This window comes from Sutcliffiella sp. NPDC057660 (assembly GCF_042800035.1).
Classification (GTDB): domain Bacteria; phylum Bacillota; class Bacilli; order Bacillales; family Bacillaceae_I; genus Sutcliffiella_A.
Map to the genome: position 1 here is coordinate 1 of NZ_JBHVHV010000009.1, position 25,676 is coordinate 25,676.

A 25,676-nucleotide genomic window follows, 5' to 3' on the forward strand; every position below is an offset into this window, starting at 1 on the left:
ATGAGTTTCGATTTGGTCGTTGATACTCATGCATCATATAGGAGGGCTATTTATTTTTCAAGTACCTCAAAAGATAGAAAACAGGAATGCTCCTCTTACAGTTTGTTCGTTCAAAACTAAGTGCCTACCCACTACAATCAATACTTTCATTATATCTCCTTGACCCATAATAAAGAAGTTGGGAGGCCCGGATATGAAAAAAAGCCGCGGGTCTTCATCCCGCAGCTTACACCAATATAATTGATCATTTTACTGTTACATAGGCCATTACAGGGTAGTGGTCGGAAGGGAATCCTCCGTCTATCCTGTCCCTGATGATGACGGTCGAGGAAAGCTCAGCCCCCATATCAGCAAAAATATAGTCAATCGGAGTGCCTGCCGTTCCGCCCTGGAAAGCATGGAAGGTCAGGCTATTTTGCAGCTCCCCGTCCGTAAATCCGGCATAGCAGCTTTGCATGGAGGCAACCGCCTTCAATGGTTCACTTTCCGGTGCATCATTGAAATCACCTGTCAATAGGACTGGCAACGGGTCTTCGGAATCCTTTTCCTTGATCACATCCAAGATCAGCTTCAGCCCTTCAAGTCTTGCCACCTGCCCCATATGGTCCAGGTGGGTATTGAAGAACCGCAGGACCGGTTCTTCTTCACTTTTGGGGATCAGCTCCACCCATGAACAGATCCTGGCACAATGCGCGTCCCAGCCCATGCTCCCGATTACCTCAGGCGTTTCCGAAAGCATGAAGGAATCTTTTTTCCCTATGGTGAATGTCGATCTTTTTACAAAAATTGCACTGAACTCCCCAACTTCAGTCGAGGTTGTCCGGTTGACTCCGTACACCTCATAGCTTTCCTGCAGCATGTCCTTCAGCCAGGCAAGCATCGGGATATTCGCTTCCTGTGTGCCGATGCAATCCGGCTCATATGTATGTATCGTCTGAACGATCCAGTTTTTTCGCTCCTCCCAGACAAATGGGTCTGACTGAACATCGACTCTCAGGTTAAACGTCATGATTTTATAAACTTTACTCATTTTTCTCCTCCTGATCAATATGGGAGAACCGCCGCCTCTCATCTTGAACTGTGCTGGCGACATCCCATTTTTATACGACTTGTTAAACGCAACTCGGTTTTGTATGGAACCCACCTTCGACTCCTTTTATTATACCTTAATTGACAGTAAGTTTTGACAACTTTCCCGGAAACATTGCAATAGGAAAAGGGATATCTTTTGAGGGATAACAAAAATGATGTTGACTATTCAGTTCAACTGTAATACATTATTACTAAGTTGCACTATATAGTTTAACTGAATAGAGGGGTGAGAGTGTGAAACATAGTTTATTGCCATTATCCGAAACGATGCATTATATTTTATTGGCTCTAAGGGAGCCGCTCCACGGCTATGCCGTAATGCAGGAGATAGAAAAAAACAGTAATGGTACAGTCATTTTAGCGGCTGGTACATTGTACGGTGCGATTGAAAATTTGAATAAACATGGCTGGATTGAATCTGTAGGAAACTCAGGTCGGAGAAAAATATATAAGATTACTGCAGAAGGATGCGCCGTTTTGAAAATGGAGCAAGAAAGGCTTTCACATATTTTATCCTTGTATGAAGGAAGTGGATCAAATGAAGAGGTTTAAAGTATTTTTCAATATTGAAAAAGAAGAGCAATGGCTGAACGAGCAATTACAAAAAGGCTACCGCTGCACAAATATTAACGGCTTTGGGATATACACTTTCGAAAAAACTGACAAGAGATATGTTATGCGCCTTGATTATCAAGATTATCTGCCAAGGAAAAAGCTGGTGGAATACATCGGGATATATGAGGATTTCGATTGGAACTATATAAGTGGGCCATGGTTTAGCGGGATACGGTATTGGCAGAAGGAAAATGATGATCATAATGAAATCTTCTCAGATCGCCAATCCAGGGGGAACTATTATAAAAGATTAATGGATTATTCATTTTGGATGGGGACGCTGTGTTTGACTTATTCTTTTTTGCTCTACAGCGATTCGGAATTATACCATGAAGATTTATGGAAGATGGAAGGTCCATTATTTTGGAAAGCATTTTTATTTGAATCCCCATTTGTCCTTATGAAGCTGCTTCCTGCACTTATGGTTATTTTCTTCGGCATAAGTTTCAATAAAGCTTACCAAAAGTATTCGATATTAAAGGAAAAATGATGAGATTGCATGGACATAACAAAGCTGCAGATAGTAGAAAGGCTTAAAAAATGCTCAGAGCTTCGAACTCTGAGCATTTTTCATGGAAATTGCGCTGTCTTCAATCCTCATCCTTGATATCGATATCCTCCGGAACCGGCTCATTGCGAAGCTCTTCTACAAGCTCCTTATACTTTTCCATCTGCTTCAAATGGGTGGCGAACTGCTCCTTATTGATCAAGTAATTCTCGCCATCGTAAATGGCACGGATCTTCTTTTGCTGAATCAGGCTTTCCACATACGAAGTAGAGCAGGATAAATATTCAGCTGTTTCTTTTATGGATAAATACATAGCTATCATTCCTTTTAAACGTACATTAGTTGTGTGGCAGCGGCAGTGTGATAAGAAAAGTCGTCCCTGCCGGGGAGCTTTCCTGCACCTCTATTTTACCATGATGGTTTTCAATGATGCGCTGGACAATGGTCAGTCCTAGTCCCGTTCCTGAATCTTTCGAGGTCACAAACGGATCAAAGATCGTTTGCTTCATCTTTTCGGATATGCCTGAACCCGTATCCTTCACAAAAATCTGGTAGACATTTTCGAGCTTCTTGGAATAAATGCTGATCGCCCCTTCACCCTCCATAGCCTCTCTACCATTACGGATCAGATTGTAGAATACCTGCTTCATCTGCTTAGCGTCCACCATTAGAGGGACCCTTTCCAATTCTACATGTAAGGATATCCCCTCTTGAACTGCTGGAGCATATGGGATTTCCTTTACGATATCCTCCAGGAATACGAATTTCAACACAGGTGCACCAGGCTTAGCTATCAACAGCATTTCCTCCACAATAGTGTTAATCCGATCAAATTCCTTAAGAAGAAGAGGGATTTGATACTTATTTTTATCTTTTTCAGTGAAGGATTGCTTCATCAGAGATACAAATCCGTGAATCACCGTGAGCGGATTCCGGATTTCATGTGCCGCTCCTGCTGCAAGCTCCCCAAGAACGGCAAGCTTTTCCGATTGATGGATCCGCTTCTCAAGTTCGGCAGTAGCCGTTATATCGATAAAATGAAAAATTCTACCGATCAGGGCTCTCTCCTGGTCAAGCAGTTCGGATTGAGAGACTAGGAGATAATGGTCCCTGCCCTCTTTCACATAAGGAATTTTTATATTTTGGCAGATCTTTTGGGAAGCAAGAATACTCCAGAATGAAGCATTAATAGGATCCCCTTCCTTCACGCTGACCATCTCTTTCACCTCTTCTCCATCCATTTCCAATATGGTAGACGCGGCCGTATTCAGCGAAAAATTGGTAGAGTCATTGTCCACCGTAATGATTCCAACCGGAAGAGAGTTGAGGATCTGTTCCCGATAGATTTTGTCTTTGGTCATTTTTTCGTAGAGAAAGAAATATTTTCTGAATGTTATAGAAACAAAGAGAATAATGATAGTAAAAATCATGATACCAAATACCGGTGCCCGTTCTAGCAAGATGGACAAAACAAAAGCTACTGCTAATGTTATCAGATAATTGATAGTAGATTCTTTAAGTATTTCTTGGAATTGAACATAGAAATTATGAGATGACTGCAGAGAAAAAAAACCGACAATCAAAAGAACATTTATTAAAAAGTAGCATAGCATGGAGAAGATGTAGGGCAAAACATCATCTGCATGCAAAACTCCATTGCTCCCTTCCATCAACTTAAAAACACGCTCTGCTCCAAGTATCATCAAAGTAAAGAGAGAAAAATTAAATACATGTTTCCACCAGGACATGCTTGGTCTTATGAATCCATCAAACACACTGCTGACCAATAATAGACATAGTGTATACTCCAAACCGAAAATAAAAAGGGTGGCCAAATAAATGGAGGAATCCATACTAAGAGAATTTCCTTTAAGAGGAAGTACCATGATATATCGATTCAAAAGTAGAATCGCAATCACCAATAATATGTAAAGTGGAATATTTAGATAGATATGTCGCAGAGAAAAATCAGCTTGAATGATAAATAGACTGCATCCCAATAGAGATATAGTGAAAAGGTATATGGTAGATTTATTTTTAAAGTTGGAAAAGTAGCTCAACAGACATCACTCACAAATCATTCTCAGAAGAAGCAATCAACTTCCTAGGTATTCCCATTGTAATTCATATCCTGTCTCGAATCAATAAGTCTTCCACAGCCATCGGTACACTAAGAAACTACCTTTTTTCCTATTTTTCAGAAAAATCTGTTGTTTTCCCACCTAATCATGTTAAAATATTTCATAATTCTAAAACATTCGACAACAGGAGGCGAACAGCATGATTACTTTTTTTGGCGCACTACTTTTATTGATAGCAGGCTATGCCGTTTATTCCAAATTTGTAGAACGGGTATTTGTGATAGATGACAACAATCGGACCCCTGCCTATACAAAGCGTGACAATTTTGATTTTGTGCCAATGAACTGGTGGCGGGGCAACCTGATTCAGTTATTAAATATTGCAGGTCTCGGGCCAATCTATGGTGCGGTTATGGGTGCGCTTTACGGCCCTGTCGCCTTCATCTGGATTGTGATTGGTACGATATTTGCAGGGGCTGTCCACGATTATTTCTCCGGCATGCTGTCCATGCGACATGGCGGGGCGCAATATCCTTCCATTGTGGGCCGTTATTTGGGGAATACAGTAAAATCGTTGATTACCGTTGTTTCACTTGTGCTGAGCGTGCTTGTTGCAGCTGCCTTCACAGCTGGACCGGCACAGTTGATTGCCCAGCTGACTCCACTTAGTTTTACCGTGGCATTATTGATTATTTTCGGATACTTTCTACTGGCGACACTGTTGCCGATCAACCGCATTATCGGAAAGATTTACCCATTGCTTGGAGGTATTCTTCTATTTATGGCGGTGGCAATTGGTGTCTCGCTTCTTTTCCAGGACAACCCTATTCCGAACTTGACTCTTGCCAATATGCATCCACAGGAGCTTCCTATCTGGCCATTGTTGATGGTGACCATCTCCTGCGGCGCAATTTCCGGCTTCCATTGTACACAAAGTCCGATTGTGGCGTGTACCATGAAAAGGGAATCACACGGACGTAAGATCTTCTACGGTGCTATGGTCATTGAAGGCGTCATTGCCCTTATTTGGGCGGCAGCCGGCATGACATTCTTCAACGGAACCGGCGGCTTGCAGGAAGCACTTGCACAAGGCGGTCCATCCTATGTCGTCAACGAGATTTCCATTTCCCTGCTTGGAACACTTGGCGGGATCCTGGCCATTCTTGGTGTCATCATTCTTCCTATCACAACCGGGGATACAGCCTTAAGATCATCCCGTATGATTCTGACGGAAGGCTTATCCAAGTTTTTTAACATGGATGGAAAAGTGAAGGTCCTGATTGTGACTTTGTCAGTTGCTGCTCCAGCCCTGTTCCTGGCAACCATCGACTACACCTTCCTCTGGCGCTATGTCGGCTGGACCAACCAGGTTGTGGCAACCGTGATGCTTTGGACTGCAACGATGTATCTGTTGAAAAACCAGAAGCTCCACTGGATCTGCGGGGTGCCTGCGATGTTCATGACGGGCGTCGTATGCACCTATATTTTCTACGCCCCAGAGGGACTCCATTTGAGCTATGGGCTTTCTGTGATCATCGGTTTCTCACTAACAGCAGTAGTTCTAGGCTGGTATGTAAGACAGATATTCCTTCACCGTAATGCAAACCAAGCAAAAGGAGCCAATAAAGCGGCTTAATGATTATTTAATGTTTTCCATACCAAAAAAACCTTCCCAATTGATGGAAGGTTTTTTTCGTTTTTTGTGTGAAAAGTAATAATTTCATAGAGTGGAAGCTTGAAAAAAATGATTAAACCTCCAGCCCTTCTTTTTCCCATTTCACAATGGATTCAAAATGCTTCAGCGTTTTGTTTTCACGGTCAATCCATGTAACTCCATTCCAAGTCTGGGAAAGGAAAATCTCCGCTTTGGCTATCTCGCGTGGGTCACCTGAAGCTGCACCTTCCAATGCTACAACACTTTCGAAAATCTTCACCATCAGATTGGCGATTTTTTTGGAATGGAAGGTTTGCAGATCATTGTTGCAGCTTGCTACATAATCACAAAGCTCGACCAGTGTGGATATCGCGGACTCCACAGGCTCCCTCAGGTCTTCTGCAACATTTCCGAGGCTGGTCAGTCTTGTGAGCATTTCTTCCACGAAAAGCCGGTGTACGTGATACTTTTTCATCAAACGCAACACCTCTAAGCCCAGGATATTAGCCGTTCCCTCCCATACCGTCAATACCTGTGCATCCCTGACCAGCCTCGGGGTGACAAAGTCCTCGATGAATCCATTCCCCCCGTGCATCTCGATCGCCTCATGGGAATAATGGACCGCCTGCTCGGCTGTCTCCTTTTTCAAAAGGGCAATGAGCAGCCTGTTCAATGCCACATCCTTTTCCGAAACTGTGCCCTCCTTCCTCATGACCCGGTCAAACAAGGAAATGAGCTCGAAAAGTGCGCTTGTTTCGACCTCCAATTTTACTGCCATCTGTACAAGTGACTCCCGGATCATCGGAAAATTGATCAAGTGATTTCCAAAGGTATAGCGATTTCCTGCATACTCCCTCGCTTCCACATAAGCCCTTCTCATGATCCCTATGGAAGCTACTGCATTACAAACTCGCGATAAATTCAATGCCTCCATCATGTAGTGGATGCCTTTGTTTGGTTCCCCGACCAAATACGCTTCTGCCCCGTCAAACACCACTTCAGCCGATGGAACGGCCCTAACACCAAGTTTGTCCTTAAGCCTGCGGATCTGTATTCCATTCAACGATCCATCCTCCTGCCTCCAAGGTACGGCAAACAGGCTGAGCCCCTTCGTTCCTGCCGGCGCCCCTTCGATTCTCGCAAGCACCATGGCTATCCCACACTGCCCTGCGTTGGAGGCAAAATATTTTTCCCCTTGGAGAAGGTAGTGGCCTTCCTGTGAAAGGACCGCCTTCGTCTCGTTTGCACCGACATCCGAGCCACCCTGCCGCTCGGTAAGGAAGGTTGCCCCTTCATAAAGATCCACTTCCCCTGTTGATATGACATGTGGCAGGAACCTCCCCTTCACTTCGGCATCCGCATAATGCTCAAGCAAATAGGCGGTTGCCATTGTCAATGTCACCGGACAATAGAAACCGGGTTCCGATTGAGATAACAGATAGCCCTGTGCATAGGAATACAGATAGTCCCCCTGCTTACCAAGCTCCGGAATCTCTTTATGGACAAAGCCGACAATGCCTCTGTTGTACGTTTCTTCGACTGTTTTTTTGTATCCGTCATTGACCCAGATTTCTGAAATGTCCTCTCCCATCCGGTTGTATTTAATGAGTTTCGGTTGCCCTTCCCGGTCTGTATGCACCGCTCTTTCGTCAATCTCATTGGCACAGCTCTCCCCCAACTCTGTCAGTTCCTCTTTGGCCCATTGATAAAAGGAAGGCTCCAGATATTTTTGAAGTACCGCCTGCAAATGCTTATCCTCCGTGAAAAAATTACGCTCTTTTCCCATCTTCCTCATCGCCCCTTGTCGATTTTTTCGTTAAAACTCTTCAGCAAACGTTGCATTTCCTCCTTCAGTTCCGTGAGTTCCCGGATGCGATTTTCCACTTCTATCACTTTTTTCGTTCCATACTCAATCGTTTTCTCGAGCTGCTTTTCCCCTGTACGGTCATCAATGAACAGCAGCACCATCTCCTTGATCTCCTCAAGCTGAAAGCCGAACCGCTTTCCCCGGATGATCAGTTTGAGCCTGGCGTGCTCCCGTTTCGAGAATACACGTTGGTTCCCTTCCGTTCTGTCCGGCTTGATAAGCCCTAGCTCTTCATAATAGCGGATGGTACGTGTTGACACCTGAAATTCCTTTGCCAGTTGGGTGATCGTGAACATTATTTGCAACCCTCTTTTGTTAGAATATTTAGATTTATTTACATATTATCATTGACGTAAACGTAAAGTTCAAGGGATTTTTGCAAGAAAAAAAGAGCCTAGCCCAACAATTAGTCGGACCAGACTCCCTTTTGCTCAATCGATTTCCTTTTTGTTCTTCCCTTTTACAAAACGGTAAGCAAGGTAGGCAATATACAAAGGTATCGCGATATAGATCAAATATGGATACTGCTGATAGGTTCCCTGGTAAATGATAAATAGCAAGCACCCAAGGAAAACGGTGACGATGGTGCCGTACTTCGGTAGCGGCACTTCCTTGAAGCTTGGTATCTTCAGCCGGCTGACCATCAAAAAGCATAGTGCTGTGAAAATGACGGTTGTCACGATCTGCGGAATGTAGTTTCCGAACAGAGTGAGCAGTGCCATGATTCCACCTGCCGCTGTGATTGGAACTCCCGTAAAATATTTTCCGGAAGAATTCGTAGGACTTACATTGAACCTCGCCAGGCGGTACGCCCCAAATAACGGGAATAGTCCTGCAATGGCAAGACCGAGTAAACCGAACTGATAGAAATATGTATAATACACCAAAAAGGATGGCGCCACACCGAATGTCACCACATCCGCAAGCGAATCCAATTCTTTTCCAAGATTGCTGTCTGCTTTAAGCATGCGGGCAAGCCTTCCATCCATGCTGTCAAGCATCATCCCGATCAATATTAATATGGCAGCGTTGCTATACTGGGCGTTCGCCGCAAAACCTACCGATAAAAATCCACAAAATAAATTCCCAAGCGTGAACATGTTGGGAATGCCTTTAATAAAGCGCGTACGCATCTGCATGTAATCACTCCGTCAACGTAAAATTTCCTATGTAAATAATTGATAAAAAAACTTCTCTGTTTATAGTCACCTTCATCCAATTATATCATTCCGTCCTAATTAATGGATAAATTTTATTTATGAGCAAAAAATGTTGCATCAAAAACTCTCCTATGTTTTAATAAAACGTAATGATTCCTATTTTCATATTAAAAATTTTAGGAGGGTTTTAATCATGGCCAAAAAATCCAAAGTAGTCAAGGAAAGAAAGCGCCAGCAGCTAGTCGAAAAATATGCAGATCTTCGCCGGGAGTTGATTGCCAAAGGAGACGTAGAAGGCTTACGAAAGCTGCCGCGTGATTCCTCCCCTACCCGTTTGAACAATAGATGTGAAATTACCGGCCGTCCTAGAGGATATTTGCGTAAATTCAAAATGTCCCGCATAGCATTTAGAGAATATGCACATAAGGGGCAGATCCCTGGAGTGAAAAAAGCAAGCTGGTAAATTCGTGATGATACCGGAGAAGAGGTGACTTGAATTGCAAGAAAGCAAGTACAGCTTTTTGATGAAAATGGCACAGAGGTCACTTTCCGAAGAAAAACGCAGATTCCATTCTTTTATGGAAGAAATTGAAATGGCATATGCGGAACAGGCTGAAACCGCTGAACAATATTATAATCTGCTCACCCTCCAACACCCATATCAACAGGCTGCAGCAAAGTTCAACTTGACGGTGGAGGAAGCGAGACAATATATGCTTGCCATCGATGCGGAGCTGCAACGGGAAGTGGACAGAAAGATGAAATCGGCTGTTTGGCTTGAATGTACGCAGAGTCAATTCCCGATCCATCATCATAATCAAAATAAAAATTTTCTAACCTTTTTCTAAGGCTCTATTCTTTGTTGCTTACGTTCGTAAAAAATCGGCTTTTGGATTTTTCACAGCATTTATCCCAATATTATTCAAACAGAAAATAATCTATTACTCGTGAAAAGAGCACGAAAGCAAGCAATATTACGTTTTTACGTTGGATACGTCAAAAGCAACAATGTATGCGAAAAGAGACTTCTCTAAAGAAAAACGGCATAGGATTTCCATCCTTAGGCCGTTTTTCTTTTACATACATTCAATCCTCTATGATCAGCATATCATTCTCATCAAACTTCCAGTCCGCACCATAGGCCACTTCCCAATAATAGCCGTCTGGATCCCGGAAGTACCCGCCGTATCCTCCCCAATCCGTTTTCTTTGGTTCTTTGGCAATCTCTGCCCCAATCTCTTTAACACGGTGGAAAATCTCGCCCACTTCTTCTTCTGACTTTGCATTATAGGCAAGCGTGATGCCAGGGAAGCCGCCTGTTGAAAGTGATGGAGGGTTTTCCTCATTGATATCCTTAGCCAACAGCTCCAACGGGTAAAGCTCCAGCTTCGTGCCCTGGTTTTTGAAAAAAACGATGACTGGCGCCTCCTCCGGTCCTCTTACCGAAGCTTCAAAGCAGATTTCCCGATAAAATTTGAGTGATTTTGCAATATCTTTTACGCCAAGTGCGATTAGGTTAATTCTGTTCATATAAGCCATCTCCTTAATATTTCGTATATGATTGCATTCGACAAAAACAGTAGATTTCCTGTTACAAACACAACGACTATGCCTTCATCTTTTGCATCAGCAATTCAGAAACGCTGCCAATTAGAAATACCAGACCTAAAAGCAACGAGCCCCCTGTCCAATAGGTGATTCCAGTCGATATGGATTCATAGCCTCCATCGAAATAATTGGTCTTGGCACTATTGATATTGGATATCATGATTGCTGCTGTGATGTGTTTTGCTGCATATAGAAAGGCAGCTATCATGATGAAAAAGCAGCCGATTGCCGCTGTTGTTTTATTCACGTTTCTTCCCTCCGCACTCCATTTTTCTTCATTATACCTATTCAGACAAATTCAGTCCCAGTTTTAGAATGATAAATGTTACCTTGTTTTTTGAGGTATAATAACATCTGGAAGAACTTAACTTGTTGCTTTCTTTGCTAAATAATGGCACCCTTAATAGGTTGACTATTTTACAATAAATGAATGGCGAAGGTGATAACTATGATCGAGGTAAAAAAATCCCCAATTAGCGATGGGGAATTTAATAGAGGGGTTTTTGCAACCCAGGATATAAAAGAAGGCGTCATGTTCCACGCAGCACCAGTTATATCCTACTTGAATGAAGAACATCAGCATATCGAAAAGACGACTCTTGCGGACTACGCGTTTGAATACGGAGTGAATCACTCTGCCATTCTTCTTGGATATGGCATGCTCTTTAACCACTCGTATGAACCGAATGCGAGATACGAGATCAACTTCGACGAGCACACCTTTGACTTCTACGCATACAAGGACATCAAAGCGGGAGAAGAAATCCTTATCAACTATAACGGCGACGTCGACCAAATGGACCCACTTTGGTTCAACAAAGATGAAGGCGAAGAGGAAAAATAGAAAAATAAAACAAAAACCACCTAAGGGGCCAGACCCCATTCGGTGGTTTTTCACATTATTAAACCAATTCTTTGATTTCCACTCTTCTTCCCTGATCATGGGAGAGTCTTGCCGCGTGGTTGATGAGGGTAAGGTTGTATCCGTCCTGATGTGTGATGCTAGGTGTCTCTCCTGTGCGGATTTCCTTTACCCACTGGTCCATAGGCATGATCAGTGGAGCAGGGAGGTCCTTCACTTCATGCCAGCCTTCTTCCATCAGATTGCTAAAAATACGGATCTTGTCATCTTCAATCAGGAGCGTTCCCGCAGTCCCGTACAACTGGAGTTGGAATGGGCTTCCATTTGCAACAAAGCCCGTTTCAAGAATGCCCATGGCACCTGATACGTATTCCACAATGGCCACTGCATTGTCATCCACATCGTACCCCAGTGTCTGCTGTAGCCTTGCTGTGACGGCAGAAGCCTGACCTCCGAGACGGTTCGTCAAATAGATCGGATGGGCACCCAGATCGATAAATGCCCCGCCTCCGCATTCCTCCATGTTATAAAAATGCTTCGGCAGCCAGCCATGAGGACTATTTTCATATGGTACCGCCCCATTGTGCGCCACCCTGCATCGGATGGTCGTCAGCTTGCCAAGTAAGCCTTCATCCACTACTCGCTGCGCATAGAGATAATAGTCAGCCGTTAAACGTGGCAAGGAAACCATCAGCTTCACGCCATTCTTTTCCACCGCATCCAATATGGCCTCTGCATCTTCAACGGTGATTGCCAGCACTTTTTCCGTAAAAATATGCTTTCCGCTCTCCGCTGCTCTGATAATAACATCCCGATGCATGGAAGTAGGGGTATCAACAATGACTGCATCAATATCAGGATTGCTAAAAATGGACTCGATATCCTGGACAAATTCCACACCAAGCTCATCGGCCCATTCTCTGCCTCTTTCTTCTTTTTCATCCCAAACATGCGTGATTTCAACATGCTCATTTCCCTGCGCATGCTCTGCATATTCCGCTGCATGCACATGCCATTTACTTAGCAAGGCAACTCTGATCATCCGATTCATTCCCTTCTATGTATCTATCATCTTTACTATACCACGGTTACCGGAATATGTTTCATACTATAGACTGCTTTTTCAAAATAGTAGAAAAGGGCGAAACTATATGGTGCTTCATACGTATAGAGTGATACAGGAGGTGCTCTAAAGTGGATTTATGGTTCTATATTACTGTGATTGTTGCATTATCACTGATCTACTACGGCTATGATAAAAAGAAAAGTTATGAACTGCAGGAAAAGAAAGTAGAGCTGGAATATTTAAGATTGGAACTGGAAATGAAAAAAGTGGAGATGGGGCTTCCTATCGAAAAAGACGACAAACAAAAACCTTGAGAGGAGTACTCTCAAGGTTTTTTACTTAACTATCTATTAACCCTTCAGTTCTACCTTTATATCAAGGTCTTCCCCGATTTTTTCATTACTTTCGTTGGTTGGAGCTTTCATTACAAGGCGAACCCACTCGACATCTTCAGCTTTTGATTTTTCCAGCACATAGAAAACAGAAGCCTGCTTCTTTTCTTCGCCTGCAAAGTTCCCCTCCGGAAGCTCTCCCAATTTCGGGTTCGGAGCTGTGATCTCTTCTCCGGTACTTGTAATCAATGTAGCCTGGTATGCATCAAAATTAATAGGATCTTTTGAAGTATTCGTCACTTGGATATCCACTTGAATATATTCAAGTTTATCTTGTCCAACATGCTCTGCAAATTCCGGAGAAAGCACGCCGCTGATTCCTGCAACCTGGTCAAAATCCAATGTCAAAGAACCCGCTTCCACAGTTTCCACCTGATCGTTTCTTGTATGGAAGGTAAAATCCCCACCCTCAGTGGAAATTGTTTCGCCAACAGGTGTAATCCAATCCGGATCGGTCTGCTTGCTTGGGCTCTTCGGGCTTTCCGTCTGTTCCGTAGGCTCCTTTGTATCCGTCGCACTATTATCATTCGAACACGCCATCATCGTCGCTGCAAGCATGGCAGTCATCGACAACGCTACTAATTTTTTCATCTCTCAGTTCCCCCTTGATCGTATGTGTCTCTATTCTACTATTGATTATACTTATTTTGTCGGTAAATTGGTAGTATTGTGACAATTTTCTTTTAAGAGGTATGTTTTAGCAAAAAAAAAACATCTCGATTTTGCGGCACTTCACGAAAAGGATATCATTCGGATAAGTATGGGTTTGCTGTTAGGCACGATTTTTTGGATTTTCGCCCGATTTTTCTGATTTACGCCCCCAAAGTAAGATTTGCGCCCGATTCGGGGAGCTTTCCGCCCGGTCTCACCTACTTTTCGCCCGTACACCAAATTCAACCAGTTTCTGTTCCACCGATATCCATAGACAGCGGTCTAATCCACTGAAAAAACCGCTATCCCATCTCGGGACAGCGGCTCTCATCAAATATCACTAGATCAGCCTTCCAACAACAAGTCTTCCGGATCCTCTAGCAATTGCTTCACTTTTACAAGGAACTGTACAGCATCCTTACCGTCGACGATTCGGTGGTCATAGGAAAGGGCGATGTACATCATCGGTCTTACTTCCACTGTGTCCTTATCGTCCACTACAACAGGGCGGCGTTGGATGGTGTGCATGCCTAGAATACCAACCTGAGGTGTGTTCAGGATTGGAGTGGAATACAGGGAACCAAAGATTCCGCCATTTGTGATGGTGAACGTTCCTCCTTGAAGGTCTTTCAAAGCCAATTGGTTGTCACGCGCTTTTTTACCAAGGTCACCGATTTCTTTTTCGATCCCGGCAAAGCTGAGTTTGTCTGCATCGCGAACTACTGGTACAACGAGACCTTCCTCGGTGGAAACTGCCACACCGATATCATAGAACTTCTTCATCAGGATTTCGTCACCCTGGATTTCCGCATTCAATAATGGGAAGGACTTCAGCGCTCCGATTACCGCTTTTGTAAAGAAGGACATGAATCCAAGCTTTACGCCATTTTTCTTGAAGAAAGCATCCTTACGACGGTTACGCACGTCCATAACGGCCGTCATATCCACTTCATTGAAGGTAGTAAGCATCGCTGCAGTGTGCTGTGCTTCCACTAAGCGCTTCGCAATCGTTTGACGGCGGCGGGACATTTTCACGCGCTCGATACGATCATCCTGTACTACAGCTTTTGGAGCTGCCGCTGGTTTGGAAGGAGCTGCAGGTGCAGGCTCGCTCTTTTTCTTTTGAACGGAAGCCTGATGCGCTTCAACATCCTCTACGCGCACGCGGCCCATTGGATCACGGTAGCTCACTTCGTTCAGGTCGATTCCAAGCTCACGCGCTTTTTTGCGAGCTGCAGGAGATGCAACAGCAGTGCGGGTTGCCACAGATTTCTTCTCTGCTTCCGGAGCTTTGGCAGCAGGTACTTCCTGTTTCGGCCCTTCCGCTTGCTCCTCTTTTGGGGCTTCTGCAACTGGAGGAGCTGCTGCAGGCTCTTCTGCCGATCCGCCTGACTCGCCAGCATCACCAAGTACTGCGATAACCTGGCCAACCTCTACGTTGTCACCCGGTTCAAAAAGGAATTCCTTGATAACGCCAGTGTGCTCACTTTTGATTTCAACGTTTACTTTGTCCGTTTCAAGCTCAGCAATCGTCTCGCCCTTTTCGATGGACTCTCCCACACTTTTCGTCCACTCTGCAATTGTTCCTTCTGTAATGGATTCCGCTAATTCAGGTACTTTAACTTCGATCATATGAATTCCCCTCCATGCCCTTTGCTAACATTTAATGCCGCTTGTACAATTCCAGCTTGCTCTTGTTTATGAATATGTGGCTCCCCTGTTGAAGGACTGGAACGCTTTGGACGTCCAATATACTCAACAGCCAGGCCACTTGAAGCGATCTCATGCAATGGTGCCTTTACCACAGGCCATGCGCCCATGTTTTTCGGCTCTTCCTGTACCCATACGATTTCCTTCAGGTTCGGGTACTGGGCGGCAAGCTCTTCCACTTCCTTTTTCGGGAATGGATATAGCTGCTCCACTCTCACTATATGAAGATTTTCGACATCTTCTCCAGACAGCTCCGTCAGTTTGCTTGCAAGGTCGATTGACACTTTCCCCGTACATAGTACAAGTCTAGTAACCTTGGTCTTTTCCTGCCCGGTTCCTTCCTGCTCCACAAGAAGCTTGAATGAGCCTTCGCTCAATTCGGAGCTGTTGGAAACTGTCATGGAATTACGCAGTAAGCTCTTCGGCGTCATCACGATCAAAGGACGTGCATCCTCCGTTTTCGTTAGAAGCGCCTGTCTTCTTAAAAGATGGAAATACTGGGCTGCACTTGTTACGTTTGCGACAATCCAGTTGTTCTCAGCAGCAGAATTCAGGAAACGCTCCACTCGACCGCTCGAGTGCTCCGGTCCTTGACCTTCGTAGCCATGTGGCAGTAGCATCACAAGGCTTGATTTTTGGCCCCACTTAGCCCGGCCTGCAGCAATGAACTGGTCAATGATAACCTGTGCCACATTCACGAAGTCACCGAACTGAGCTTCCCAGATGACAAGGGATTCCGGTGATTGCACACTATATCCGTAATCAAAACCAAGTACCGCAGTTTCAGACAACGGGCTATTATAGATGGAGAACGAAGCTTTTGCCTCCGGGATATTGTGCAGAGGCACATATCTTTCTGCCGTCTGGTGATCATGCAATACAAGATGGCGGTGGGCAAATGTTCCACGCTCACTGTCCTGACCTGTCAAACGGATCGGTGTGCCGTCTGCAAGGATGGAAGCAAATGCAAGTGTTTCGCCTAGTGACCAATCCACTTTTCCTTCCTCGCTCAACAGACTCTCCCTCTTTTTAAGGATACGTCCCAGCTTCGGATAGACCTTAAAGTGGGAAGGCCATTTGGCAAGGTTTTCATTAATGGAACGAAGAAGATCAACGGAAACTGCAGTCTCCATTTCCGGCACATGTTCGACGATTTTGACCGGCACCTGTTTGGTGACTTCTTCTTTATTTTCTTTTTCTTTTAATAGATCAAAAGTCTCCTGGAACTTTTTCATCATCTCGGACTTTTTGTTGGTCGTGTCTTCATCTGTCAAAATACCGCGGGAAACGAGTTCCTTTGCGTACTTCTCGGCAATGGTCGGATGATTGTTGATCTTTTCATAAAGATACGGCTGTGTCACGTTCGGATCATCCATTTCGTTATGTCCGAAACGGCGGTAACCGACTAGGTCGATCACAATATCCTTATTGAACTTTTTGCGATACTGATAGGCAAAATACATCACAGCCAAACAGCTTTCCGGATCATCAGCATTGACGTGGATAACCGGGATCTCGTAGCCTTTTGCCAGATCACTCGCATATTTGGTCGAACGGGAATCCTGATAATTCGTGGTGAAACCTAGCAGGTTGTTCGCAATAATATGGATTGCTCCGCCCGTCGCGTAGCCTCTCAGCTTCATCAGGTTCAATGTTTCCGCCACTACCCCTTCTCCAGGGAAAGCCGCATCTCCATGAATCAATACACTGAAAGCAGATTGTTCATCCTGTTTTGGATAGCCCTTTTCACTGCGATCTTCCTGTAAGGCACGTGCAGATCCTTGTACAACAGGATCGACAAATTCCAGGTGACTTGGATTGTGGGCAAGATGGATACTAATAACATTTTCCTTATCACCTTTAATATTTCGGTCTGCTCCAAGATGATACTTTACATCTCCGGACCATCCGAAGTTGATTCCACGGGAACCCTCCGAAGGCACAAGCTCCTTGTTCGGGGAATGATGGAATTCAGAGAAAATCAACTCATACGGTTTTCCAAGCACATGAGCGAGCACGTTCAGACGGCCACGATGCGCCATTCCGATGCTGATATTTTTCGTACCTTCCTCACAGCCGGATTGTACCAGCTTGTCAAGCATCGGCACCAGCATATCCAACCCTTCAATAGAAAAGCGTTTCTGACCGACAAAAGTTTTGTGTAAAAACTTCTCGAATCCGTCCACATGCATCAAGCGCTCGAACAATTCTATGCGCTCCTCTTTGGACATCGGTTGATGGATGCGGGACTTCTCGATGTAGCTGTTCAGCCAGTTCTGTTCCTCTTCATCATGGATATGACCGAATTCGTAGGCGATGGTACTTGTATAGATTCGTTTCAGGTGTTCATACGCTTCCCAACCATTGGAAATCGCGTCAGGGGCATCTTCCCAGACTAGATCAGCCGGAATCTGTAAAAGATCTTCCTTGCTCAATCCATAAGTTTCCACATCAAGAAATCCTGCAGGATGCTTCTCCTCAAATTGAATCGGGCTTATATTTGCAGCCAAATGGCCTAATGTACGAATATTCCTTAAAAGCTTTGTTGCAGCGATGACTTTTTTGATCGCGGATTGTGGAGCTTGACTAGCTGCATCTTTCTTTACGGAAGTTACCGTCTCCGTCTGCACACCATACTCCATTTCCGGCGGGGGACCCATCTCATCGAACAATTTCCGAATCGTATCATCTACTGATTCGGGATCCTCCTGATACTTGTCATACTCTTCATAAATATAGCCCATATTCGGCCCGTAGAAGCGCTCCCAAATATGCGCACGGTCTTTATTACTCATCAGACATGCCTCCATTATTATTGCCTGTTACTGCTAGCTAATATATCAGAATAATAACTCTATACGTACTATATTACATCATAACTGTAACTTATTAAACCGTTTACATTCCAATACCCTAAAAAAAGTATGATTAACGGGAAAATAGGTAGAAATAACTACGAAGATTGTCGAATCGCGCCATCAGAAACATTGGTTTCATGCGCTTTTCGACAATGAATCTATTGGGACAAGTAAAAAGCACTTTTCCTCGTTCTGGGAAAAGTGCCAGAATATTATTCTAGGTCGCCTTCATTAATAAATTGAAGTGGCTCGGTGTAGCTTCCGGTAGAATACCCGCCGCCCTCATTCCCATATGTTTTTTCCAAGCGAATCTTTTCGTCCATCTTGTTAAATGCCTGCCATGCGAAATAAGTTTGATGGGATTGATACTCCGTATACCATCCATGAAATTCATTTACCTTATTAGAAGATTCGATGATTCCTGCCCATTCCTCGGGGATCGGGACGGCCCCGTAAGATGTTTCATCAACTGGAACCCGGTGCGCCATCTGGATTTTCGGCAAATATATTTCAATCCTATCATTTGCATTCACATTGGTTACCTGGAAGTACCTATCCGATAAAAGATAGAACTGAAAATATTCCACCTTGTCATCCGGATCGACGTTCCAAGTAATAAAGGTTTTCGTCCCATCCTTACTCGTCCAGGAAATCGGTCCAGAGGAAGTGGTCACAGAAACATTTTCCCATTTGCCGCCAAGCCACATCCAGACGCTCGAAGCATACCGGTCACCTTCAAGGATAAATGGTACGAACATGCTCTTATCATCAAGAGGAACGATATCCTGAATCTGCTTCACCCTTGCAGATGAATTTGTGAGGTAAAGCTCATCCATGATTTCTTCTTCCGTAAGAAAAGCTTTCGGCGTTTGGAGGTAGAGGTAAGTCACAAGGATCAACACTCCCGCTAGAAGAAGCCCAATAAGAAGTACTACTTTTTTATTCATCTGTACCGCCCCCTTCCATCTTCAGAAAGGATTGCTCAGATCGGAAATAGTACTGCCTTTGGTTGTCCGATGTGATCAGCACCCCTTTGCCATCCCTCTCGACGAAAATCTGGGTGGCAAGTCCGCTGCCAAGCTGCGATTTTGTTCCTGCCAGCATGTATGGAAACCGCTCCACTTTCTCCTCTTCCAATACGATGGAATTATACAATTGTTGAGTATCAACCTTACTTTTCTGCATCCCCTCCAAAGCTTGTTCAAGAGCTTCAGGGTTTAGAACCGCCTTCTGGGCTGATGGGTGGATGATATGGAGGCTCGCATTTTCCGCCTCACTGATGAATGTAGCCGCCTGATCCTTCGGGTAGATTATTCCATGAAACAAAATCCCCACTAAAGTGGTGGCCAATAAAATATAGTTTGCACCAAACCCTAGCCATGCATATTTCCCGTAAACTTTCCATTTTCCCTTTCTAAGCACGTAGAGTATCCACACACCAAGCGGTAGGATGGCGATGGAAATCGGAGGTTGAAAGAATGTCAGAGGAAAAGTAAATGAAAATAATCCGATGATAATAGTCAATATTCCTTTCCAGAGCTTCGGCCGGATGTCCTTCTCCTGATTTTTGTAGATCCGGTAAAAGAAAAACAATACAATTCCCCAACCGAGAAGAACGAAAATCATTTCCAACCCATTTATATGAATGTTCAAATTAAATTCCATGGTTGCTCCCCCTAGTATATATCTTTCTACATTTTACCAGATTTATGGTAGCTTATGTCCGGAATTTTCGATTTTTTTAGGGGGGGGCAGGGTCTTGGACCATTTTCACGGGGAATTTTGTCGAACAATGCGAATTGTGCATAAGTGCCTTATTTTTGTGCGTATTTCCAGAAAATTAAGCGCAAATTCTATTTTTTGTGCATAACCATGGGAAAATTGTGCACAAATCAAAATTTTTGTGCATAAACGTTTTTCCTGCACTCTAAATCCATATAAAAAGCCGCCGATTCCAGATCAGCGGCTCATCATTACTTATTCTTCGTTTGTTTCCTCTGAATTTGTTTCAGTTCCGTCGTTATTGTTGTTCATTTCATCATTGCTGCAGCCAGTTGCAAGTCCTAGTAACATAAGTGAAGATATTAAAGCGATTAAACCTTTTTTCATCTTTAGATTGCCTCCTTGGATTGCTTGCATGATTTGTACTACAGGACTATCATACAAAAAATTCGGACAAACAGAAGGTGATTTTCGAAATATTAACACAACTCATACAGTCGTTAACGCGGGGTTTACAATTTTCATAAACTTCATCTGGTCCACCGCCAAAGGCCTTTATTTCTCCCCGTCCTCCAAAATCACCTCATCAATATGCCGCTTATTCATCTGGCTGCGGAGCTTGCGGTTTTCCTTTGATTCGAAGATGATATCATAGTCATAGCCTTCCTCATAAAGCTCCTCTGCCTTGATGTAGAGGGTCAGGCGCTTGTGATTGAAGGTCTTCATCTCTCCTTTTACCTGCACCACTACATTCCCGCGTTCATCGGCCGGCTTATAGACAATCCCGAACTCGTCGATGGATGGAATCTTCACATTATCCCCCATTTTAAAGACGATCTCTTGGGCAGCTTTTTCCACAACTGCATGCTTTTGCTTGTGGATATATTTCTTGTTCATCGCGAGCTGCCTGTTCAGCTCCTGCAGTGATTTGTCAGTGGCGGCCGTGTAATCGCGTTTTTCCTTATACGTGATTTCATGGGCGCGTTCGATCAGCTTTGGATGCATGCCGAGGCGAAGCGCAATGGCAAACGCCTGGCTGTCCCCTCCTTTTCCAACAATCAGGCGGTAGGTCGGCTTCAAGGTTTCCATATCAAATTCCATCGATCCGTTCATAAAGCCTTCCTGGGTATTGGCAAATTCCTTGATTTCGCTGTAGTGGGTCGTTGCAAGCATGGTTGTTCCCTTGTTGAAGAGCTCCTCCAAAATGGAAGTCGCTAGCCCCATGCCCTCTGCCGGGTCGGTTCCTGACCCCAGTTCATCGAGAAGAACCAATGTCTGCGGCGTAGATTCTGCGAGAATATCGATAATATTCTTTATTCGCGAGGAGAAGGTGCTCAACGACTGTTCGATGCTTTGGCCGTCCCCGATATCGACGAGAATTCTGTGGAAAATGGCGATTTCGCTCCCTGCATCAGCAGGGATATGCATGCCACACTGCGCCATCATTGTAAGGAGCCCGACCGTTTTAATGGTCACCGTCTTCCCACCCGTATTCGGGCCAGTGATGACAAGCGCGTCGAAATCCTCGCCAATCACCAGGTTCAATGGCACTGCACTTCTACCCAATAAAGGATGGCGCGCTCCCTTCAATCGGATCAGGTGATGCTCGTTCATCTGCGGTGCTATCCCGTGAATCGCGATGCTATACTTCGCCTTGGCAAAAATCAGGTCGTAGCCCACCATCATATCCATCGCAATTTTGATTTCGTGTTCATGCTCCTCCACTAGTCCTGTCAGGGCAAAAAGAATCTTTTCTTCCTCCGCTTCCTCCTGGAACTTGAGCAGGTTGATGGAATCCTGGATGACGCTTACCTCCTCAGGCTCGATATAGACTGTGGAGCCTGATGCGGAAACATCCAATACCGCCCCCTTGATGTTGTTTTTGTATTCCTTTTTCACCGGGATGACGTATCTGCCATTCCGGATGCTGACGATGTTTTCCTGCATATATTTACTGTATTTTGCCGACTTGGCAAGCTGCTCGACCCGCTGCTTGATCCGCTCCTCCAAGGTTGATATCTGCTTGCGGATCTTGAGAAGCTCCTTGCTCGCATAGTCATCCACCCTCCCGTTACGGATGCAGCGGATGATTTCTGCAGCAATATGCTCCAGTTCAGAAATCGAGTAGACATAGGAAGTGATGGTCGGCGCCACATACTCCTTATCCTTCATAAACCGTCTCAGCTTCTCGATGCATTCCAGGAATTCGTAAAGCCCCATGAGCTGATCGGGACGGCAAGGAACACCTTTATGAAGATTTTTCAAAATGTATTGGATTCCGTGAAGGCCATGGATCGGCACGCTTGCGCTTATTTCCAGAATGCGTTTTCCTTCTGTCACTTCATGGAGCCATGCGTCTATCCTCTTCTTATGCGTGGATGGCTCAAGTGCTATAATGGCCTCTTTCCCCAAATCCGAGATGCAATAGGATGCTACCTCTTTTTTCAAATCGATAAATTGCAATGCTTGAATGGTTGTGTGATTCAATGTTTTTCCTCCTAAGTTTTAATAGCTTGATACAAGCTGATACGTGCGAGGAAAAGATGGAACAAAGTCTTCACCTTATTTTTGCATATAAAAAAACGCAGAGAACAACACTCGTTCTTTGCGTTTTGAATGGTAGTTTATGATGTAAATGGTGACAGGCAGGAAAATACCTATTCACTCATCTCAACTATCATTTTATGGATCAGGCGCAAACCCGTGTTCTTAACCTTTTCGCGAGAAAAAACATGCATAAACAGAGCCCGACCTTATAGCCGAACCAGCTTTTTTTTCCACACGCACGTATCAAATTACGTTAGTTAAGAACGTACCCTTCCATAAAATAATCTCCTTTGTAGTTGGAATAGTTCCATTATATAGGATAATACAGGGAATGTCACGCCCCGCCCCCATCAATTTTCAAGCCCGTTTTTCCAAATCCTTCGCAGTTTTACTCGTCTCCACCTCTTTCTCATCCTTCAGAGTCCCAAACAGTACATCGACAAAGGGAGTGGAAACGCCATACCAGAAGTTTTCATTCTTATAGTGATGAAGAATGTGCATCTTCTTGACCCATTTACCAAAACTTGATTTCGGCTTGATCGGCCGGTGGGCAACATAGTGCTTCCATTCATACAGGAAGAGCATTGTCTTCAGTCCGGCCGCAAACGCCAGGGTCAGCCAGAGATCGCCTGCTATCAGGTAAAAGATGACGGCCAGGACAGACAAGTTTGGCAAACTGTACCATAAGGGTAAAAATAAGAGATGCAGGTCATTCGGATCTGTATGATGGTCATAATGCAGGCGCTTCAGCATTTTCAAAAGGATTGGGCTCTTCGGCGGCTTCAAATGGAAGACAAACCGGTGGGTCATGTATTCGCTGAACATGAAAACCAGGAGCCCAAGTGCAAGACAGGCCATCGAGGTCCATGATAGTCCGTGCCAAACCTGGAAGGAAACACTCAGGGCGATCAATCCTATTAATATCGTAATATCAGGAAACAAAAAGAACTCTCTGTAATACCCTTTCACCGTACCCCACTCCCCATTCTCTTATTTTACTTGGTTCTCTCTTTCCACATTTTAATACTCTTTTCCATCATCTCCTGGACCAGATACTCCGCCTGTGTGCCGTCCCCTGACAATGTTGCTGCCATCAGCTCACGATAATAGGCTCTCGAAGCATCCCGGTAAGTCTCTTCATAGAAGTAATGCGTTGCCATTTTCACATACAGATGCCCGAAACTGTTCAAGATCAGTAGATAGATAGGATTTGGGGATGCAGCAGCAAGCCCCTTTTGCAGTCGCCAGTCGTATTCGGCAAATGCCGCATCCTCATCAGGCACCGTTTCGCTTTCTTTAAGAAGTGCGACTACGGATAAGGGCTTATGTGTGACGGCATCTTTCACATACGCTGGTGACAGACTTTTTCGGAGCTCCAAAAGATGCATAATAAATTCGTTCGGTATGCTCTCCTCCTCAGCAAGCATGTGCACAATGGTCATCAGGTTGCCCTCTTTCCAATAATCATTGACCACTGCCCTCTGCCCACTGCGGATCGTCAGCCAGCCCTCCCGCTCGAGACGCTGCAGGACCTCCCGAATTACCGGTCTTCCAACTTCATATTCTGCTGCCAGTTCCCTTTCGGATGGAATCTGGGTTCCTGGTGAATACTCCTGCTGCAGTACTTTACCAATGAACAATTTTTCTATTTTATCGGTTGCTCTCATTCTTACACCCCAAACTGGTAATACCAATATTTTATCTGGTATTACCAGTTTACGCCGAACGTCCTTTTAAATGCAACAATTTTCAGAAAAAATAACGACGTTAGTTTTCTACAAATTCTTTTTATAAAGTTAATTCTTTTGCAAAGCTCTGAACCCCTTCTCACTGCTGCATTTCACTATTGGATTAAACAAACGTTTGTTTAAAATTTGCTATTTCAATAAAATCAAGAAAGCACCTGCTTCCCTTTACGGAAAAAAAAGCAGGTGCTTACTAATGAAAATATTAGGCGTACCACTTATGCCAAAGCCTGTTGTTGCCGCCTCGGACAAATGTGTCGATGCGGTTTTGGTCCCAAGAAACTGCTGCCGGTGAGGATTGGACCCCGCCACGTGGGGCACCAAGGTTTGCCCACTCACTCCAGCGTCTGCCATTCCAAAATATCTGCCACATCCGGTCATCTCTGCCTTTTAAGAAGACATCAAGCCGGTTTGGTGACCAGCTTGATGCAGCTGGTGCGCCATCCAAGCCTCCACGCGGGGTACCGAGATTTTCCCACTGACTCCAGCTTCTGCCGTCCCACCATTTATGCCACAGCCGGTTGTTGTTGCAAATGGCAAAAACGTCAATGCGATTTGGTCCCCATGACACAGCACCAGGAGATCCACCTAGTCCGCTGCGCGGTGAACCCAGGTTTTCCCACTGACTCCATGTTCTGCCGTCCCACCATTTATGCCAGAGGTTATTGTCCATCCCCTGGACAAAGCAATCCAGGCGGTTTTCCTGCCAGGAAGCAGCAGCCGGTGAACCCTTGAAGCCTCCACGCGGGGAACCCAGGTCCTCCCATTGACTCCAACTTCTTCCGTCCCACCACTTATGCCACATACCTTCATTTTGGCCCTGGACAAAAGTGTCAATCCGGTTTTGCCCCCATGAAACGGCACCAGGAGAACTCCTTAATCCGCCTCGTGGGGAACCCAGGTCCTCCCATCTGCTCCACCGTCTTCCGTCCCACCATTTATGGAACATCCGGTTACTCTCGCCGCGGACAAATGTGTCCAGGCGATTCGGCCCCCAGGATGCCACGGCAGGCGCCCCTCGGAATCCTCTAAGCGGCGCCCCAAGATCCTCCCACTCCCGCCAGCTTGCACGCATATCAGATTGTGATACTTCCCCCACCAAGCCCTCCTGGTTGCGGTAATACGGTCTTGGATAAGGATATGGGTAATAATAAGGAGCCGGATAGTAAGGGTATGGATAATAAGGGTAGTAAAAAGGACGTCTCGGACGTGGATAATAGTAGATGAGCCGTTCATTCGAAAGGTTGTTGCGGTAATCTACAGAACCCTGTTGATAAAATTGATTATGATCTTGTGGAAAGTGCAAAGAGATAACCTCCCCATAGTTGTTTGCCTAATAGCGTATGCGGCGGTAATAGGTGGAGGTGCATGTCTAGTTTTTATAAAAAATAATTCCCTATCATTCTATAAAGCTTTTTAGCATCGCATTCTCTCTTACTCTGCAATAAACTGTAATAGCCCTGTCACCCCTTTGTAACCAATCTTTACCGCTACTACAAACGCACTTAATAGGATGGAAATATAATTACTCTTGTAAG

Annotated in this window: 26 protein-coding genes; 7 read left to right on the forward strand and 19 right to left on the reverse strand. The window is 44.7% G+C overall.

Annotated features, from left to right (window positions below; all coding sequences use genetic code 11):
- Window positions 1–244 precede the first annotated feature (244 nt).
- Window positions 245–1,030, reverse strand: a complete 786-nt coding sequence (locus ACFVAD_RS11400) for an endonuclease/exonuclease/phosphatase family protein (RefSeq protein ID WP_386639690.1) — start codon at window positions 1,028–1,030, stop codon at window positions 245–247.
- A gap of 296 nt (window positions 1,031–1,326) precedes the next feature.
- Between ACFVAD_RS11400 and ACFVAD_RS11405 the strand changes: the two genes are divergently transcribed.
- Window positions 1,327–1,644 (forward strand): PadR family transcriptional regulator, encoded by a 318-nt coding sequence (locus ACFVAD_RS11405; RefSeq protein ID WP_386639692.1) that lies wholly within the window; start codon window positions 1,327–1,329, stop codon window positions 1,642–1,644.
- Complete coding sequence (locus tag ACFVAD_RS11410) at window positions 1,631–2,197, forward strand: DUF2812 domain-containing protein (RefSeq protein ID WP_386639694.1); 567 nt, start codon at window positions 1,631–1,633, stop codon at window positions 2,195–2,197. The genes ACFVAD_RS11405 and ACFVAD_RS11410 overlap by 14 nt, the downstream gene beginning before the upstream one ends.
- Window positions 2,198–2,297: 100 nt before the next feature.
- On the opposite strand, the gene ACFVAD_RS11415 is transcribed toward ACFVAD_RS11410, so the two are convergent.
- Both ACFVAD_RS11415 and ACFVAD_RS11420 read right to left on the reverse strand, forming a co-directional pair.
- Entirely contained in the window at window positions 2,298–2,528 is a 231-nt protein-coding gene (locus tag ACFVAD_RS11415; protein ID WP_386639696.1) for an excisionase family DNA-binding protein, read from the reverse strand.
- Between the two features lie 25 nt (window positions 2,529–2,553).
- Window positions 2,554–4,068: a two-component system sensor histidine kinase NtrB gene (locus ACFVAD_RS11420; protein WP_386639698.1), complete on the reverse strand. Its 1,515-nt coding sequence runs from the start codon at window positions 4,066–4,068 to the stop codon at window positions 2,554–2,556.
- Between the two features lie 427 nt (window positions 4,069–4,495).
- Between ACFVAD_RS11420 and ACFVAD_RS11425 the strand changes: the two genes are divergently transcribed.
- Window positions 4,496–5,932, forward strand: coding sequence for a carbon starvation CstA family protein (locus ACFVAD_RS11425; protein ID WP_386639700.1), 1,437 nt, complete (start codon window positions 4,496–4,498; stop codon window positions 5,930–5,932).
- Window positions 5,933–6,044: 112 nt separating this feature from the next.
- Here ACFVAD_RS11425 and ACFVAD_RS11430 read toward each other — a convergent pair whose 3' ends face one another.
- The 3 genes from ACFVAD_RS11430 to pssA all read right to left on the reverse strand — a co-directional run bounded on the left by ACFVAD_RS11430 (window position 6,045) and on the right by pssA (window position 8,956).
- Window positions 6,045–7,736: an acyl-CoA dehydrogenase family protein gene (locus ACFVAD_RS11430; RefSeq protein WP_386639703.1), complete on the reverse strand. Its 1,692-nt coding sequence runs from the start codon at window positions 7,734–7,736 to the stop codon at window positions 6,045–6,047.
- Window positions 7,737–7,741: 5 nt separating this feature from the next.
- Window positions 7,742–8,113 carry a MerR family transcriptional regulator gene (locus ACFVAD_RS11435; protein WP_386639706.1) on the reverse strand — a complete coding sequence of 124 codons (372 nt, stop codon included), beginning with the start codon at window positions 8,111–8,113 and terminating at the stop codon, window positions 7,742–7,744.
- Between the two features lie 135 nt (window positions 8,114–8,248).
- On the reverse strand, window positions 8,249–8,956 hold the full coding sequence (gene pssA, locus ACFVAD_RS11440; RefSeq protein ID WP_386639709.1) for a CDP-diacylglycerol--serine O-phosphatidyltransferase: 708 nt from the start codon (window positions 8,954–8,956) through the stop codon (window positions 8,249–8,251).
- Window positions 8,957–9,170: 214 nt separating this feature from the next.
- Between pssA and rpsN the strand changes: the two genes are divergently transcribed.
- Window positions 9,171–9,440, forward strand: coding sequence for a 30S ribosomal protein S14 (gene rpsN, locus ACFVAD_RS11445; RefSeq protein WP_386639711.1), 270 nt, complete (start codon window positions 9,171–9,173; stop codon window positions 9,438–9,440).
- 34 nt (window positions 9,441–9,474) lie between these two features.
- Window positions 9,475–9,825: a hypothetical protein gene (locus ACFVAD_RS11450; RefSeq protein ID WP_386639713.1), complete on the forward strand. Its 351-nt coding sequence runs from the start codon at window positions 9,475–9,477 to the stop codon at window positions 9,823–9,825.
- 238 nt (window positions 9,826–10,063) lie between these two features.
- Here the strand turns inward: ACFVAD_RS11450 and ACFVAD_RS11455 are convergent, their stop codons facing one another.
- Both ACFVAD_RS11455 and ACFVAD_RS11460 read right to left on the reverse strand, forming a co-directional pair.
- A complete protein-coding gene (locus tag ACFVAD_RS11455; protein ID WP_386639715.1) occupies window positions 10,064–10,507 on the reverse strand; it encodes a VOC family protein in 444 nt (147 codons plus the stop codon).
- A gap of 76 nt (window positions 10,508–10,583) precedes the next feature.
- On the reverse strand, window positions 10,584–10,832 hold the full coding sequence (locus ACFVAD_RS11460; RefSeq protein WP_386639718.1) for a hypothetical protein: 249 nt from the start codon (window positions 10,830–10,832) through the stop codon (window positions 10,584–10,586).
- A gap of 201 nt (window positions 10,833–11,033) precedes the next feature.
- On the opposite strand from ACFVAD_RS11460, the gene ACFVAD_RS11465 reads away from it, so the two are divergent.
- Window positions 11,034–11,429 carry an SET domain-containing protein gene (locus tag ACFVAD_RS11465; protein WP_386639721.1) on the forward strand — a complete coding sequence of 132 codons (396 nt, stop codon included), beginning with the start codon at window positions 11,034–11,036 and terminating at the stop codon, window positions 11,427–11,429.
- A gap of 58 nt (window positions 11,430–11,487) precedes the next feature.
- Here ACFVAD_RS11465 and ACFVAD_RS11470 read toward each other — a convergent pair whose 3' ends face one another.
- Entirely contained in the window at window positions 11,488–12,498 is a 1,011-nt protein-coding gene (locus tag ACFVAD_RS11470) for a Gfo/Idh/MocA family protein (RefSeq protein WP_386639724.1), read from the reverse strand.
- A 143-nt stretch (window positions 12,499–12,641) separates the two neighbouring features.
- Between ACFVAD_RS11470 and ACFVAD_RS11475 the strand changes: the two genes are divergently transcribed.
- On the forward strand, window positions 12,642–12,827 hold the full coding sequence (locus tag ACFVAD_RS11475) for a hypothetical protein (RefSeq protein ID WP_386639726.1): 186 nt from the start codon (window positions 12,642–12,644) through the stop codon (window positions 12,825–12,827).
- A 36-nt stretch (window positions 12,828–12,863) separates the two neighbouring features.
- Here the strand turns inward: ACFVAD_RS11475 and ACFVAD_RS11480 are convergent, their stop codons facing one another.
- The 10 genes from ACFVAD_RS11480 to ACFVAD_RS11525 all read right to left on the reverse strand — a co-directional run bounded on the left by ACFVAD_RS11480 (window position 12,864) and on the right by ACFVAD_RS11525 (window position 25,444).
- Window positions 12,864–13,496, reverse strand: coding sequence for a DUF4352 domain-containing protein (locus tag ACFVAD_RS11480; RefSeq protein WP_386639729.1), 633 nt, complete (start codon window positions 13,494–13,496; stop codon window positions 12,864–12,866).
- 405 nt (window positions 13,497–13,901) lie between these two features.
- A complete protein-coding gene (gene odhB, locus ACFVAD_RS11485; RefSeq protein WP_386639731.1) occupies window positions 13,902–15,188 on the reverse strand; it encodes a 2-oxoglutarate dehydrogenase complex dihydrolipoyllysine-residue succinyltransferase in 1,287 nt (428 codons plus the stop codon).
- Window positions 15,185–18,061: a 2-oxoglutarate dehydrogenase E1 component gene (locus ACFVAD_RS11490; protein ID WP_386639734.1), complete on the reverse strand. Its 2,877-nt coding sequence runs from the start codon at window positions 18,059–18,061 to the stop codon at window positions 15,185–15,187. The genes odhB and ACFVAD_RS11490 overlap by 4 nt, the downstream gene beginning before the upstream one ends.
- Window positions 18,062–18,336: 275 nt before the next feature.
- Window positions 18,337–19,071 carry a hypothetical protein gene (locus tag ACFVAD_RS11495; RefSeq protein WP_386639737.1) on the reverse strand — a complete coding sequence of 245 codons (735 nt, stop codon included), beginning with the start codon at window positions 19,069–19,071 and terminating at the stop codon, window positions 18,337–18,339.
- The gene (locus ACFVAD_RS11500) at window positions 19,064–19,789 is read right to left on the reverse strand and encodes a hypothetical protein (protein WP_386639740.1); all 726 of its coding nucleotides are present in this window, start codon (window positions 19,787–19,789) and stop codon (window positions 19,064–19,066) included. The genes ACFVAD_RS11495 and ACFVAD_RS11500 overlap by 8 nt, the downstream gene beginning before the upstream one ends.
- 312 nt (window positions 19,790–20,101) lie before the next feature.
- Window positions 20,102–20,233 (reverse strand): hypothetical protein, encoded by a 132-nt coding sequence (locus ACFVAD_RS11505; RefSeq protein ID WP_386639743.1) that lies wholly within the window; start codon window positions 20,231–20,233, stop codon window positions 20,102–20,104.
- A 168-nt stretch (window positions 20,234–20,401) separates the two neighbouring features.
- Window positions 20,402–22,333, reverse strand: a complete 1,932-nt coding sequence (locus ACFVAD_RS11510) for an endonuclease MutS2 (RefSeq protein ID WP_386639745.1) — start codon at window positions 22,331–22,333, stop codon at window positions 20,402–20,404.
- A 417-nt stretch (window positions 22,334–22,750) separates the two neighbouring features.
- Window positions 22,751–23,362, reverse strand: a complete 612-nt coding sequence (locus ACFVAD_RS11515) for a sterol desaturase family protein (protein WP_386639748.1) — start codon at window positions 23,360–23,362, stop codon at window positions 22,751–22,753.
- 26 nt (window positions 23,363–23,388) lie between these two features.
- Complete coding sequence (locus ACFVAD_RS11520) at window positions 23,389–24,060, reverse strand: GntR family transcriptional regulator (protein WP_386639751.1); 672 nt, start codon at window positions 24,058–24,060, stop codon at window positions 23,389–23,391.
- A 283-nt stretch (window positions 24,061–24,343) separates the two neighbouring features.
- A complete protein-coding gene (locus ACFVAD_RS11525) occupies window positions 24,344–25,444 on the reverse strand; it encodes a PLL family lectin (protein ID WP_386639754.1) in 1,101 nt (366 codons plus the stop codon).
- Window positions 25,445–25,676 lie beyond the last annotated feature (232 nt).

Coding starts and splice junctions, on each gene's coding strand:
- ACFVAD_RS11400 (WP_386639690.1), bottom strand. CDS start 1,030: ATGAGTAAAGTTTATAAAATCATGACGTTTAACCTGAGAGTCGATGTT.
- ACFVAD_RS11410 (WP_386639694.1), top strand. CDS start 1,631: ATGAAGAGGTTTAAAGTATTTTTCAATATTGAAAAAGAAGAGCAATGG.
- ACFVAD_RS11415 (WP_386639696.1), bottom strand. CDS start 2,528: ATGTATTTATCCATAAAAGAAACAGCTGAATATTTATCCTGCTCTACT.
- ACFVAD_RS11420 (WP_386639698.1), bottom strand. CDS start 4,068: ATGGATTCCTCCATTTATTTGGCCACCCTTTTTATTTTCGGTTTGGAG.
- ACFVAD_RS11425 (WP_386639700.1), top strand. CDS start 4,496: ATGATTACTTTTTTTGGCGCACTACTTTTATTGATAGCAGGCTATGCC.
- ACFVAD_RS11430 (WP_386639703.1), bottom strand. CDS start 7,736: ATGGGAAAAGAGCGTAATTTTTTCACGGAGGATAAGCATTTGCAGGCG.
- ACFVAD_RS11435 (WP_386639706.1), bottom strand. CDS start 8,113: ATGTTCACGATCACCCAACTGGCAAAGGAATTTCAGGTGTCAACACGT.
- pssA (WP_386639709.1), bottom strand. CDS start 8,956: ATGCAGATGCGTACGCGCTTTATTAAAGGCATTCCCAACATGTTCACG.
- rpsN (WP_386639711.1), top strand. CDS start 9,171: ATGGCCAAAAAATCCAAAGTAGTCAAGGAAAGAAAGCGCCAGCAGCTA.
- ACFVAD_RS11455 (WP_386639715.1), bottom strand. CDS start 10,507: ATGAACAGAATTAACCTAATCGCACTTGGCGTAAAAGATATTGCAAAA.
- ACFVAD_RS11465 (WP_386639721.1), top strand. CDS start 11,034: ATGATCGAGGTAAAAAAATCCCCAATTAGCGATGGGGAATTTAATAGA.
- ACFVAD_RS11470 (WP_386639724.1), bottom strand. CDS start 12,498: ATGAATCGGATGATCAGAGTTGCCTTGCTAAGTAAATGGCATGTGCAT.
- ACFVAD_RS11480 (WP_386639729.1), bottom strand. CDS start 13,496: ATGAAAAAATTAGTAGCGTTGTCGATGACTGCCATGCTTGCAGCGACG.
- odhB (WP_386639731.1), bottom strand. CDS start 15,188: ATGATCGAAGTTAAAGTACCTGAATTAGCGGAATCCATTACAGAAGGA.
- ACFVAD_RS11490 (WP_386639734.1), bottom strand. CDS start 18,061: ATGAGTAATAAAGACCGTGCGCATATTTGGGAGCGCTTCTACGGGCCG.
- ACFVAD_RS11495 (WP_386639737.1), bottom strand. CDS start 19,071: ATGAATAAAAAAGTAGTACTTCTTATTGGGCTTCTTCTAGCGGGAGTG.
- ACFVAD_RS11500 (WP_386639740.1), bottom strand. CDS start 19,789: ATGGAATTTAATTTGAACATTCATATAAATGGGTTGGAAATGATTTTC.
- ACFVAD_RS11505 (WP_386639743.1), bottom strand. CDS start 20,233: ATGAAAAAAGGTTTAATCGCTTTAATATCTTCACTTATGTTACTAGGA.
- ACFVAD_RS11520 (WP_386639751.1), bottom strand. CDS start 24,060: ATGAGAGCAACCGATAAAATAGAAAAATTGTTCATTGGTAAAGTACTG.